At 63.7% G+C, this 13,260-nt stretch carries 12 protein-coding genes; 8 read left to right on the top strand and 4 right to left on the bottom strand.

The window, feature by feature from the left end; genetic code table 11:
- Window positions 1-89: 89 nt before the first annotated feature.
- The 4 genes from W911_RS07105 to W911_RS07090 all read right to left on the bottom strand — a co-directional run bounded on the left by W911_RS07105 (window position 90) and on the right by W911_RS07090 (window position 4,658).
- Complete coding sequence (locus W911_RS07105; protein ID WP_023786856.1) at window positions 90-782, bottom strand: Crp/Fnr family transcriptional regulator; 693 nt, start codon at window positions 780-782, stop codon at window positions 90-92.
- Between the two features lie 164 nt (window positions 783-946).
- On the bottom strand, window positions 947-1,201 hold the full coding sequence (locus W911_RS07100) for an acyl carrier protein (protein ID WP_023786855.1): 255 nt from the start codon (window positions 1,199-1,201) through the stop codon (window positions 947-949).
- A complete protein-coding gene (locus W911_RS07095; RefSeq protein WP_041316397.1) occupies window positions 1,202-3,430 on the bottom strand; it encodes an HAD-IIIC family phosphatase in 2,229 nt (742 codons plus the stop codon).
- A gap of 10 nt (window positions 3,431-3,440) precedes the next feature.
- The gene (locus W911_RS07090) at window positions 3,441-4,658 is read right to left on the bottom strand and encodes an SDR family oxidoreductase (protein ID WP_023786853.1); all 1,218 of its coding nucleotides are present in this window, start codon (window positions 4,656-4,658) and stop codon (window positions 3,441-3,443) included.
- A gap of 202 nt (window positions 4,659-4,860) precedes the next feature.
- On the opposite strand from W911_RS07090, the gene W911_RS07085 reads away from it, so the two are divergent.
- The 8 genes from W911_RS07085 (at window position 4,861) to W911_RS07050 (ending at window position 13,227) form a co-directional block, all read left to right on the top strand.
- Window positions 4,861-5,142 carry an acyl carrier protein gene (locus tag W911_RS07085; protein ID WP_023786852.1) on the top strand — a complete coding sequence of 94 codons (282 nt, stop codon included), beginning with the start codon at window positions 4,861-4,863 and terminating at the stop codon, window positions 5,140-5,142.
- Window positions 5,143-5,158: 16 nt separating this feature from the next.
- A complete protein-coding gene (locus W911_RS07080) occupies window positions 5,159-5,629 on the top strand; it encodes a 3-hydroxyacyl-ACP dehydratase FabZ family protein (protein WP_023786851.1) in 471 nt (156 codons plus the stop codon).
- Window positions 5,629-6,858, top strand: a complete 1,230-nt coding sequence (locus tag W911_RS07075; protein WP_023786850.1) for a beta-ketoacyl-ACP synthase — start codon at window positions 5,629-5,631, stop codon at window positions 6,856-6,858. Before W911_RS07080 ends, W911_RS07075 begins: the two co-directional genes overlap by 1 nt.
- Before the next feature lie 11 nt (window positions 6,859-6,869).
- The gene (locus W911_RS07070) at window positions 6,870-8,150 is read left to right on the top strand and encodes a beta-ketoacyl-ACP synthase (protein ID WP_023786849.1); all 1,281 of its coding nucleotides are present in this window, start codon (window positions 6,870-6,872) and stop codon (window positions 8,148-8,150) included.
- A gap of 80 nt (window positions 8,151-8,230) precedes the next feature.
- Window positions 8,231-9,256: a zinc-binding dehydrogenase gene (locus W911_RS07065; RefSeq protein ID WP_041317840.1), complete on the top strand. Its 1,026-nt coding sequence runs from the start codon at window positions 8,231-8,233 to the stop codon at window positions 9,254-9,256.
- 18 nt (window positions 9,257-9,274) lie between these two features.
- Window positions 9,275-10,507 (top strand): beta-ketoacyl-ACP synthase, encoded by a 1,233-nt coding sequence (locus W911_RS07060; protein WP_023786847.1) that lies wholly within the window; start codon window positions 9,275-9,277, stop codon window positions 10,505-10,507.
- Window positions 10,504-11,784 (top strand): beta-ketoacyl-ACP synthase, encoded by a 1,281-nt coding sequence (locus tag W911_RS07055; protein ID WP_023786846.1) that lies wholly within the window; start codon window positions 10,504-10,506, stop codon window positions 11,782-11,784. The genes W911_RS07060 and W911_RS07055 overlap by 4 nt, the downstream gene beginning before the upstream one ends.
- A gap of 135 nt (window positions 11,785-11,919) precedes the next feature.
- Entirely contained in the window at window positions 11,920-13,227 is a 1,308-nt protein-coding gene (locus W911_RS07050) for a porin (protein ID WP_023786845.1), read from the top strand.
- Window positions 13,228-13,260 lie beyond the last annotated feature (33 nt).

The raw sequence follows: 13,260 nt of genomic DNA, 5'->3' as shown, positions 1-13,260 counted from the left end.
TGTGATATATCGCCGGATTTACGTGAAAAATTGGCGTGTTATGCGAACGATCATGCCCCGTCGGATAGGAAATACCGGCGCGCATACCGTTACTCGTCATCCTCATTCGCATATTCCACGAAATCCAGGAGCTGACGCACATCCACGATCTTCACTGTCCCGCGCTCCACCGAAACGCCGCGCGCCCGCAATTGCTGGAGAGCGCGCGAAAGGCTCTCCGGTTTCATGCCGAGCCGGTTGGCGAGCAATCCCTTCTCGAACGGCAATTCGATAACGGCTGGCCCCTGGCGCACGCGCGTCATCCGAACGATGAAGTCGGCAATTCGCTGTGGAGCGGAACGCACCTTGATCTGCTCGATCTGCTCGACAAGGAACTTGAGCTGGTAGGAGGCAGACGCGAGCATCGACATCGCGAGCACGGGGCGCTCCTCGATCCGCGACCGAAACGTCTCGCCGTCCACTTTGAGAAGGCGAGACGGCGTCACGGTTTCCGCGCTGGCAGGGTAGCGGCCACCGAGAAAGATGGCCGCTTCCGCAAAAGTTTCGCCCTGTCGGAAGACATGCAGCACGACTTCGAGCCCATCCGGCGTCGTGCGATAGATCTTTACCCACCCGTCGAGAACGATAAAAAACGCGGTCGCCGGAGCGCCCTGGTGAAATAGCGCGACGCCTTTGTCGTAAAAGCGCGGCAGGCTGCTCCCAACAAGCTGCTCGGCCGTTTGCGATGCCATCGCACCGAACAGCGGCGTAGACTTGATAATCTCCCAGTCGGCTGGATCCATGATCGCTAAACGTGCCTTGCTGTTGGCCCGCCTTCGCCTTTGTCATGCGCAATCTTGACCGCCGCAGCTTGATTTCCGACAAGCGACAGCAGGATTTCCGCGCGCGGTAAGAAAAAATGCAAATGGCATAAGCGCCCTTGCAGCGACGCGAGCCCCCTCAATCCTCACACGCCATGACGGCCGAGCACCCTCTCGATATCGCCCACGGAGCGGATCTCCATCATCTCATCCATCGAGAGGCGCACGGCAAACGTCGTCTCCAGCGCACGGATCAGAGCGATGTGCTGGAGAGAATCCCACCGGGAAACGTCCTCCGGCGACGTTCCGCGCGTGAGAGGTCCCGCGTGCTGAAATACATCGGCAAAAATCTCGGAAATCTCCGGATAAGCCAGCTCCGTCGCCGCGGCGTACGTATCCATTCATCTCTCCCAACTTGTGGTCACATAGGTCGAGCCAGGTGGCTCCGTGTCGCCGATCGCGAACGTCCAAACCGTCCCGGATCCCTCGCCGCCCGTCGGCGAAAATCCGCATGATTGGTAAAAGTCTCGCACCATGCCGTTCTTCGCGGTCGGCACGTAAATGCCGCGCACGCGGGCAACGCCTCGCGACGCCAACTCGCCGACGAGCGCCCCCACGAACGCGCGCTCGACTTCGCGGCCGATCACGCGGCAGCTCATCAAAAGCGTCCGGATCGTGGCCTCTGCCCCGTCGATATCCACGGTCGCCGCAACAACGAGACCATGATCTCCGAACCTGTCGGAGACTTGTCCCAAAAGCGCAAAGCCTCGCGTCGGATCCGCGGCAAGCGCGGAAATATCCGCTTCTCCAAGACGCACCGTCGTCAGATTGAACTGATTGGTTCTCTGGTGCATCTGCGCCGTCCGCGCCACCGTCCTCTCGCTCACGAAACTCAACGCGAGACGCTGCTCCAATGCCGAAAGATAGTCCTCGAAGCTCGCCGCACGCGCCTGCAACTCCTGCGCAGCTCGCCGCGCCGCGTAGACGGCCGGCCGCGATGCGTCTTCCGCAGTCAGCCGAGCGGGCCATGTCGCGGAAAGGCGCCTCAGCCACCCCGGCCGCTCCGCCGGATCGTCAGGCATCTCCGGCACCGTGACTTCAGGCACGAGGCGGCGCATGGCCTCTCGCTCGTGCGGGCTATCGTCGAGAAAGAGAACGCTGTCGAGACCGAGATTGAGATCGGCCGCAATCCGCCTGAGATTGTCGGCCTTGGGTTGCCAATTGACGGCGTGCGCGGCGAAATCATCGGCTTTAAGCACCATGCCGGGATGCTGTTCGAACGCGTCGAGAGCACCCGCTTCGTTCTTGCTCAACGCCACGAGCAAGAGACCCTGCGCCTTGAGACGCAGACATTCCTGTTGCAGCGCTTGAAAGGCATTGCCCGGAAAATCCTCGCCGCACGCGAGACCGTCCACACCGTCGTCGCCGTAGATGCCGCCCCAAAGCGTATTGTCGAAATCGACCGCCAGAACTTTGACCGGCCCACGTTGCACGATCCGCCACGCCTCGGCGAAAGCGCGCGCGAAGCACTGCGTCGCTTCGTGCGAATATCCGATGCGGCCATAGTACCAGAGCTTCGGATCGACATGATCGCGAGCCGCGAGCCCCGAGAGCGCCTGATCCGCGTCGACGACGATCACACGCGCCGAGGCGGCAGCCGCATCGAGAATGCGCGCGTTCAGGGAATCGACGATACGCCTGAGGCCCGCGCCATGCCGACGATCCAGGAGCCCAACCGTCGGGCGCGACGGGACGGGAAGCGTGTTGATGAGAAGAGGCACAGCGGCTTGAGAGGAAAAAACCTGCAGGGCCTGCCCCAGCATATCCACCCGCTCTGCCGCGATCCGCTCGACGTCCTGCACCTCACGACGCCAATCCGTCGCCAAAAGACCGTCCGTATCGAGAAGCACGACAAGCGCGTCGACGTCATCCGGCGGAGAGAGAAGATCACCGATCACGCCGCCGAAACTGCTTTCCGAGATCTCCGTCCGCCAGCCTTCCACACCGAAGGCCGGATGCAGGGCATCCGCCAGAACTCGCGTCGTCGACGAGCCGGACATGCGGATCCGGAGACGAGGAAGATCTGCCAGATGCCGCTCGAATGCACCGCCTGCAAGTCGCAACGCCTGAGGCGCGGAATGGGCTTGCGCGAGCGCGAAACGAAGCGCTTCATCGTCCCAGCTCAACGCCAATAGCCTGCGGACGAGCGCAACCGCGGTGTCCGCGTCGATGTCGGAAGCGTAAGCGAGGCCTTCCAAAGACGCAGCAAGAGCCTCACGTTCGTCCGGCTCTCCAGCAGCATCATTGAGCCTCGAAAGGACCGCGAGCGCACCAGGCAAAGCATCCCTGGCTGCACTCGAAAGAGTATGTCCTGCAAGCAGCAGCGGCTTCGCCAGCCATCGCGGCAAGGGAAGTCGCGCCTGATCGAGCGAGGATACCAGCAAGCTGACTTTGTGCGGCGGAACCAGCGCCCAATCGATTGCGGGAAGCAGGACGCGTTTGCGCACGCATTCCGGCGCCGCATCGATCACCGCATCGACAATCTCGCCGATCTTGTCGTCCGAGACTGGCGCGCTTGCCCCACGCACCGTCGAGGGCGGCCTCGGCATGTCTAGGGAAGACGAAGACATCGGCAACTCCTCAGTGCATGTACGCGCCGCCCGTCACAAGAAGATTTTCTCCTGTGACGAACCCGGCATAGGGCGATGCGAGCATCAAGGCGGCTCCTGCGACATCTTCCGGTGTTGCAAGACGTCTGAGCGGCGTTCCCGAAATTGTCATCTGCCGCATCCTGTCAGGCACATCCGAGACGAGATCGGTGTCGACCATCGACGGCGAGATCATGTTCACCCGGACACCATCCGGCCCAAGCTCCTGCGCAAGGTTTTTGTTCATCGCCAGAAGCGCGCTTTTGGCCGCAACGTAAGGGAGCCAATTGTGTGCGGTCCGCCCGAGCGCGGCCGTCGAAAGAACGGTGACGATGCTACCTCTGCTCGCTTTCAGCGCTGGCAGTGCGGCCTGTGTGACACGAAAAGCGCTGCCCACAATCCACTCGTAGGCCTCCGACACTGCCTGCCAGTCGAGCCGCGCGAACGGCCGCGATACGATCTTCGGCCCGGCGTTGTTCACGAGAACATCGAGGCCGCCTTCGCTTCCGATTTCATCCATCATGCGCGCGATTTCATCGTCACGCGTCACATCGGCCTGCACCAGACGGCACGAGCCGCCCCTGTCGAGAATATCTTGAGCGAGCGCTTCCGCCGCCGCCCGGCTCTTGTGGTAGTTGATCCAGACCATCGCGCCGTTTCCTGCAAACAACGCGGCGGTCGCGCGCCCGATGCCGCGCGAAGCCCCTGTGACGAGCGCCACGCGCCCGTCGAGCAGGCCTGCCGTGCGCGCGCCAGCGAGCGATGCTTCTCGCGATTTTTCCGCGGCAAGACGCAGCACCCTGACCGTCGCCGTCCCGCGCATGACGGTCTCCCCGCCGGAGCGCGTAATTTCTGTCCGGAGCGTGACGACACGCGTCTCGATATCGATGGCCTCGACGACCGCACTTGCTTCGACCGTGTCGCCGATGAACACCGGCCGTGTGAACGCGATGCTCTGCGAAACGTAGAGTGCGCCCCGCCCCGGCAACTTCGTGCCGACAAGCGTCGAAAGCAGGCTGGCATGCAAGAAGCCATGAACGACGCGTTGGCCGAACTCGGTGCGCGCGGCAAACTCTTCGTCGAGATGCAGCGCGTTACGGTCGCCGGAGAGGCGCGCGAAATCGGCGACATCCTCCGCCGTGATCGTACGCGCCAGACTGGCCCGCTGACCGACGTTCAGCTCCAGCAGGCGGTCTCCTCCGCTCGACATCGCTCGGTGCGCTCCGGTTGCCTCACGCGACAAGGGATAGCCGCCGCAATCCTCACGGAATTTGACTTCTGTTAAGCGCACTCCCGAGGCCCGCTGCTACGAGAGGTTAATTGGCCGATCAGGCTCGGCCCCGCAGATCGGGCGGGGACGGAGAGCCGTTCGCTCCTGTCCGGACGAAAGCACCTCAACGGAGAGCGCTTGCATGGCATCGACTTTCGACACCGTTGCCGGGATCATCGCAGAGACGAGCGATGTTCCCTTGGACCAGATCACACCGCAAAGCCATGTCATGAAGGATCTTGAGGTCGACAGCCTCTCGTTCCTCGACATCACCTTCGAGATTGACCAGAAGTTCGGCATCAAGCTTCCCGTCGAAGACTGGATGGGGCGCGTCAACGAGGGCAAGGACAGCGGAGACGAGTACTTCGTCATCGGCAACCTCTGCGCCCAGATCGACGCCCTGCGCACAGCCGTCGCCCAATAGATAGGGCAGCAGCGCCATGCGCCTCGAAACCTTCCAGATGCTCGACAAGATCGAGACGCTCGACCGCAAAGCGCAAACGCTCGTGGCCCTGGCGCACGTGCCCCGAAGCAGTCCCGTCTTCGACGGGCACTTTCCAGGCCACCCGATCATGCCGGGCGTTCTCCTTCTGGAGACGATGGCGCAGGCGGCCGGCTATCTCCTGATGGCCCTCAACGACTTCTCGCGCATGCCCTTTTTTGCGGCAGCCAAGACTGCGAATTTCAGGGCGTTCGTTGAACCGGGCGCCCTTTTGAAGGCCCATGCGGAATGCGTCCATCTGGGCTCGGGCTACGCCGTCATGTCGACGAGCCTCACCTGCCGGGGCCAACGCGTCGCGGATGCCAGGCTCACGATGCGCAACGTTCCGTTTCCCTCACCCGCTCTCGAAAAGCACGTGGTTCGCGAAGGTCGGCGACTCGGTGCGCTGGAGGCGGGAACGGTCTGCTGATGGCAGAGACAAGCCGCGAGGTCTGGATCACCGGCATCGGGCTTGTGAGCTCGCTGGCCGAAGGCGCGGGCGCGCACTGGCAACGTCTGGCAGACGTGACGCCGCCACGCCCCGTCATCGATAGCGAGCGCTTCGCGCCCTATGCTGTGCATCCGTTGGTTGCGCTCGACTTCGCAAAACAAATTCCAAGAACGAGCGATCGGCGCCAGATGGAGCGCTGGCAGCAGATCGGCGTTTATACGGCGGGGTTGGCCTTGGCCGATGCGGGTCTAGCGGGCGATCAATCGAACCTCGACCGCGTCAATCTGACCATCGCAGCCGGCAACGGCGAGCGCGATCTCGCCCTGGATGCGCGCGTTCTGACCGCACTCGAAACGAGCGACGCGGCGGAGTCCATCCTCAACCGGGAACTCGCTGTCGGCCTGAGGCCCACGCTTTACCTCGGCCAGCTCTCCAACCTGCTCGCAGGAAACATCTCCATCGTCCACAAGGCGACGGGCTCGTCCCGCACATTCAAGGGCGAGGAATTGGCAGGCGTATCGGCGGTTACCGACGCAGCCCGCCGCATCGCCGCCAACCAGGGCGACGTGTTCCTCGCGGGCGGAGCGCTCAACGCGGAGCGGGAAGATCTACTCCTCGGATGCGAAATCACGCATGCTCTGGCAACCGGCCCTTACAGATCGGTCTGGGAGCGCGGCCCGCATGGTGGCGGCCTTGTGCCGGGCAGCATGGGTGCGTTCCTGGTCCTGGAAGCGAGCGATCATGCACGCAGCCGCGGGGCGGTGCCGTATGCGCGCCTTTCCCGCATCGTTTCGGATCGAGCGCTCCGCCACCGCGAAAAATCGACGGACACGGCAGCGCGCCTTTTCGACGAACTCGCGCTTCAACCGAAGAATGGGCACCTCTCCGTTCTCTCGGGCGCGAGCGGCGTCGAACCCGTGACGGCGGATGAGAAAAATTTTCTGGAGCGTATGGAGCAGCGGGGCTTCAAGTCCTGCGTTCGAACCTGGGGAAGCGTGCTGGGTCACGGGATCGAAGCGCATTTCATCGCGGGCCTCGCGCTAGCTGCTCTCGCCATATCGAAAAACACGTTCTATCCGCCGTTCGCAGCAACGGAAATCGAGGACACCCCCGGCACACCGACAAACCGGATCCTCGTCACGTGCTTCGGCCACTGGCGTGGCGAAGGTCTCGCCCTCGTCGAATCTGCCCACGACGCGGCGGAGTGAAGGCGCACGGCATGACAAGCAGAACACGCGATCATAAGGGCCGGCCAGTGGTAGCCGTCACCGGCCTCGGGCTGGTCACATCTCTTGGCGCGGGAAAGCATACGTCCTGGGCGCGGCTCGTGACCGGCCAATCCGGCGTGAAGTCCATTACACGCTTTCCGACCGACGGCCTTAAAACGACCATCGCCGGCACCGTGGACGACATGGACGTCGCGCCCTATTCCGCTCACGATCTCGCGATCCGTATGGCGGAAGCGGCAGCCGCCGAGGCCATCGCACAGGCGCGCATCGGCCGGCCGTTGCATTTTCCCGGGCCTCTTATCGTCGCCACGCCGCCGTCCGAGTTCGAATGGCCGCATCTGAGAGCGATGCACGGCGTGCCGGGAGGAGAAGGGCTCGACGGTTATGCCCGGATGCTTGCAAACGCCCGCACGCGCGCCTTCGACGACCTCGCGCGCCACATCCGTTTCGCCGCCATCTCGGATCGCCTGAAAGCAGCATTCGGCACACAAGGCGAACCGCTTTCGATCTGCACCGCCTGCGCCTCCGGCGCGACCACCATCCAGCTCGGCCTCGAAGCGATCCGCCGCGGCGACACGGAGGCCGCGCTGTGCGTCGGAGCCGACGCCACCGTGCACCCCGAAGGCTTGATCCGCTTTTCTCTGCTCTCCGCCCTCTCGACGGCAAACGACGAGCCGACGAAAGCATCGAAACCGTTCTCGAAAGGACGCGACGGGTTCGTCATGGCCGAAGGCGCGGGTGCCCTCGTCCTCGAATCCTACGATGCCGCGAGAGCACGCGGCGCACGCATCCTCGCGATTGTGCGCGGCTGCGGCGAGAAAGCCGACGAACACCATCGCACGCGATCCCGGCCGGACGGCGCAGCAGTGATCGGAGCCATCCGAAAAACACTCGACGACGCCGGCGTCCATCCCGACGAGATCGACTACGTCAATGCGCATGGCACGAGCACGCCCGAAAACGACCGGATGGAATACTTCGCCCTCGGCGCCGTCATGGGAGATCGTCTTCGCAACGTCCCGGTCAGTTCGAACAAATCGATGATCGGACACACACTGATCGCGGCCGGTTCGGTGGAAGCAGTCTTCTCCGTGCTGACAATCGAAAGCGCGAAACTCCCGCCCACCATAAACTACGATCCGGATCCCGAGTTGCCGCTCGACGTCGTACCCGACCCGGGCCGCGAATCGCCCGTCGCTACGGTGCTCTCGAATTCCTTCGGATTTGGCGGGCAGAACGTATGCGTCGTGTTCTCCGCGGAGCCCGCATGACGAGAACACCACAGAAGACGACACTTTCAAGGACGGTTTAAATGTACGGTAGCGAGGGAGTGCGCATGCGCACGACGACAATGAGGGCAGCCGAGCTGCGTGGACAACGCCATGTTGTGATCACCACGCGTGACGATCCGCCCGCGCCCGCAGCGGACGAAGTGAAGGTGCGTATCCGCGCCGTCGCCCTCAACCACATCGATGTCTGGAGCTGGCGGGGAATGGCGTTCGCAAAACGCGAGCTTCCTATCGTTCTCGGCGCCGAGGCCGCCGGCGAAGTGATCGCCGTAGGCGACGAAGTGGAAGATCTGTTCGTTGGCGACGTGGTCGCTCTCTATGGCGCCAAAACCTGCGGAACATGCCCCGCCTGCCGCGAAGGCCGCGACAATTTCTGTACGGAAGGCGGTAACATGTACGGCTTCCACATCGACGGTTTCTTGCGGGAACGCGTCAACGTACCGGCCCGCATCGCCGTGAAAGCACCGAAAGGGCTCGATGCAACGGCCGCAGCTCTGGCGCCGGTCACCTTCGGGACGGTCGAGCACATGCTGTTCGACAATGCCCGGCTCCAAGCAGGCGAGACCGTGCTCATCCATGCGGGCGGCAGCGGCATCGGCACGGCCGCAATCCATCTCGCCAAAGCAGCCGGCGCAACCGTGATCACCACCGTCGGCAGCGCAGAGAAAGCCGAGAAGGCGCGCACACTCGGCGCCGATCACATCATCAACTATCGCGAGGAACGCTTCGAAGGCCGCGTGCGCAAGCTCACCAAGCGGCGCGGCGTGGACGTCGTGTTCGAGCATGTCGGCCCGGAAACGTGGGAAGGCAGCATCCTCTCGCTCGCGCGCGGAGGCCGCCTCGTCACCTGCGGCTCCACAACCGGCGTCGCGGCCCAGACAAACCTCTACCTGCTCTTCCAGCAACAGCTCCGCCTCATCGGCAGCTTCGGCTGCCGCATGGCCAATATGAAAAGCGCGATGGAAAAAATGGCCGCCAAGCTCGTGACGCCGACAATCGACAGCGTCATCCGCCTCGACGATCTCGAAGCGGGATTGGCGCGCCTGGAAGCACGCAACGTGTTCGGAAAAATCGTGGTCGAGCTTTAGAAACGGCGGAGATCGGCAGTGGGCAGGATAACCGATAAACGCGAAGTCTGGATCACGGGCATCGGCCTCGCAAGCTCGCTCGGCGCGGACACGGAAGCGCACGGGGCTCTCTTTTCCGGGGAAGCCGTAGAGCCATCCGTCGATGAAGATCGCTACGACCCATACCCCGTGCATCCGCTTGCGGAGTTGGATTTCGGGCGTCAGATCCCGAAAAAAAGCGATCTGAGGCAAATGGAGGCGTGGCAGCGCATCGGCGTGTACGCTGCCGGGCTTGCGCTCACCGACGCAGGCGTCGCGGGCGACGGCGCGCTGCTCGACCGGACGCATCTCGCCGTTGCGGCCGGCAGTGGCGAGCGCGACACCAAGGTGGACTGCGACGTCCTCGAACGGCTGGATCAACGCGGCGATGCGGCCGTGCTGGCGAAGGAGGTTCTGCCGGGCGCGCTTCGGCCGACGCTGTTCCTTGCGCAGCTTTCCAACATGCTCGCCGGAAATATCTCCATTGTGCACAGCGTCACCGGCTCATCGCGAACGTTCATGGGCGAAGAAATCGCGGGTCTGGCCGCAATGGAGAACGCATTCCGCCGCATCCAGGCCGGACAAGCCGACATCGTGCTCGCGGGCGGTGCGCTCAACGCCGAGCGCGAGGATCTTCTTCTGGGCTACGAGATCGGCCACAACCTCTGGCGTGGAGGGCACCGTCCTGTGTGGGCGCGCGCCCGAGAAGGAGGCGGCTTCACACCCGGCAGCGTCGGCGCGTTTCTCGTTCTGGAAGCGAGATCCCATGCCGAAGCGCGGGGCGCTGCCCCCTACGCCCGAATTTCCGCACTCGAAACGGAGCGGACCCAGCGACAGGCGGGAGACGTGACGCGCGCGCTGTCCGAGTTGCTGGAACGCCTCGGCGTGCCCGTCCCGACAGGACCGTTGCCGGTTCTCAGCGGCGCAAGCGGCGTCGCACCCATAACGGAAGAAGAGCTATCATTTTTCGACGACCTCACCGCACGCGGCCGTGCACCGATCACGCGTGCCTACGGCAGCCTCATCGGACATGGCGTGGAGGCACACTTCCCGGCCGGGATAGCCCTCGCGGCGCTTGCGCTCAGGCATGGACAACTGCCTCCTCCATCGGAGACAGACGATATCGAGCTTCCACTCACAGGCGCCATCGATCGCGTCCTCGTGACAGGCGTTGGACACTGGCGCGGCGAAGGCCTCGCACTCCTGGACCGCGTTTCAGAGAAAACCGCATGAGCACCGTCACACACGACAGCAAAGGCCGCCCCCGCATCGCCGTGACAGGTCTTGGCGTCGTCACCTCGCTCGGCCGCGGCAAAGCCGACAACTGGGAAGCGCTCACCGCCGGCCGCTCCGGAATAAAGTCGATCGCGCGCTTTCCGACCGACGATCTGCGCACCGCATTTGCGGGAACAGTGGACGATACTGATTTCGGCCCCTTCTCCTCGGCTGCGGCCCTCACAGCCGCAATGGCGACGGCAGCAGGCGAAGAAGCTGTCGCCCAAGCCGGGCTCGGTCACGACCGCACATTTCCGGGGCCCCTCTACCTCGCCACTCCGCCTGCCGAAATCGAATGGCCGGACAGGCGCGCGATCTACGACGCACCAGCAGGAGCAAGCGGCAACGGCTACAAGCGCCTGCTCGCGGCCGCACGCAGCGCGGATTGGCCGGAACTGCACTCCCTTTGTCAGTTCGCGAGCGTCGCCGAACGGCTGGCGGTCACCTTCGGAACACGGGGACTTCCGGTTTCCGTCTCCACCGCATGCGCGTCCGGAGCGACCGCAATTCAACTCGGCGTCGAAGCGATTCGCCGCGGCGATACCGAGGCCGCTCTCTGCATCGGAACCGACAGCTCCGTCCAGATCGAGGCCCTGATCCGCTTCTCTCTGCTCTCGGCGCTTTCAACGCGAAACGATGCGCCTGCTGCGGCATCAAGACCGTTTTCCAAGGATCGCGACGGCTTCGTGATGGCGGAAGGCGCGGGCGCTCTCGTCCTCGAATCCTACGAGGCCGCCCTCGCGCGCGGCGCCGAGATTCTCGGCGTCGTGCTCGGCTGCGGAGAGAAGGCCGACGACTATCACCGCACACGCTCAAAACCCGACGGCACCGCCATCATCGGCGCAATTCGCGCCGCCATAGAGGATGCGGGCGTAGCGCCGGAAAGCATCGGCTACGTCAACGCCCACGGCACCAGCACGCCCGAAAACGACAGGATGGAATACTTGGCTCTCCGTGATGTGCTCGGCGGGCACCTGGACGCCACGCCGGTGAGTTCCAACAAGTCGATGATCGGGCACACGCTCTCCGCATCGGGCGCCATCGAAGCCGTGGTCTCGCTATTGACGATCCGGAACGGGGTGCTGCCGCCCACAATCAACTACACGAACCCCGACCCCGAGATCCCGCTCGACGTGGTGGCCAATGTCGCGCGTCCCGCACGCGTTCGAACCGTGCTCTCCAACTCGTTCGGCTTCGGCGGGCAAAATGTCTCGCTTGTGCTGGGAGCGCCTTGACAGCAACTGCTCGGACTCTGACCTGGAACAGAAAAACAAATGCATTTTGCGCCCCACTCCGACATCGTCCCAGCCCAGAATGGGAAGGCATTTGATTCGATCCGGGCCGATACGCTAGGCGCAGGAAGGTTGCAGATGGAGCGGACGAAATCGGAACGTAAAACACGACGGCGCCTCACGGCTGCCGCCGTTGGGCTCGCGGTCGCGGCGATTTCCCCCGCTGCGGCCGCGGACCTCGGCACTCAGTGCTGCGCGGACCTGGAATCGCGCATCGCAGAGCTCGAAGCGACAACCGCGCGCAAAGGCAACCGCAAGGTCTCGCTCTCGATCACCGGCTACATCGCCCAGGAGATCACCGTCTGGGACGACGGCGTCGAACGCAACGCCTACATCCATGGGATGGGCCCCACGCAAGCCTCAAACATCCGTTTCCTGGGCAAGGCCCAAATCGCGCCCGGCTGGAACGCCGGCTACCTCATGCGCATCCAGGACCTCACGGGGAACGCGTTTGCGGGCGGCGCGGGTGCCATCGACCAGAACAACGCGGGCCGCAACGACAACCTCAACATCCAGATGTCGCTCTGGTATCTGCAGAGCGACAGTCTCGGCAAGCTCAGCGTCGGCCGCCAGGCCCATGCCGCAAAGAGCGCGGCGATGTTCACCGACCTTTCGGGCACCCAGGTCATCGACAATTACACCTTCCTTGCAGGCTTCCCGCAGTTCCGCCTGAGGGATGCGAACGGCGCGCTTTCGAACCTCACATGGGGCCAGCTCGGCTTCTGCTACACGCAGGGCGTTCCCCTCGGCGGGGATTGCAACGGCATCGTCATGAACGGCGTGCGCTACGACACGCCAACGTTCGGCGGGTTCTCTTTCTCGGCATCATGGGGCGACGACGACTTCTGGGAAGTCGCGGCGCGTTACGCGGGCGAAATGGCCGGCTTCAAGATGGCCTTCGGCATCGGCTATACGGAAATGCGCGACGAGGTCACAACCGGCGCGATCGCAGTCCTGACGTCGAAGCAATCGGACTTCTTCCAAACCGGCGGCTACGTACAGCATGTCGGCACGGGGCTTTTCCTGCACGGCGCCTACGGACGCGAGTTTAACAACGACACGGTTCTCGCCAACGGACGCACCCAGCTCGACAGCGAGCAATGGTACGTGAAGGCGGGCCTTCGACGGAATTGGACCGGCCTCGGCGCGACGATCCTCTACGGCACGTACGGAGCGTACCTGGACCAGCTCGGCCCGGCAGCCTTGGCCGCGGGGGCGACATCGTCCACGCTCGAACGCTTCGGCGGCGGCATCGCGCAGGAATTCGATGCGGCAGCGACGACGGTTTACCTCAAATATCAGCGTTACGAGGCCGAGGTGGACGGCATCGCGGAAGACTTCAAGTCCGCCGATTTCATCAGCGTTGGCGCACTCGTCAATTTCTGAGCCGGAGCGCTCCGCAGAGACCGCGCCGCCGTA

Origin of the sequence: Hyphomicrobium nitrativorans NL23 (genome assembly GCF_000503895.1) — a bacterium.
GTDB lineage: Bacteria > Pseudomonadota > Alphaproteobacteria > Rhizobiales > Hyphomicrobiaceae > Hyphomicrobium_C > Hyphomicrobium_C nitrativorans.
Note: the sequence above shows the minus strand (reverse complement) of the source record. Positions and strands in the feature narration are given on the sequence as shown.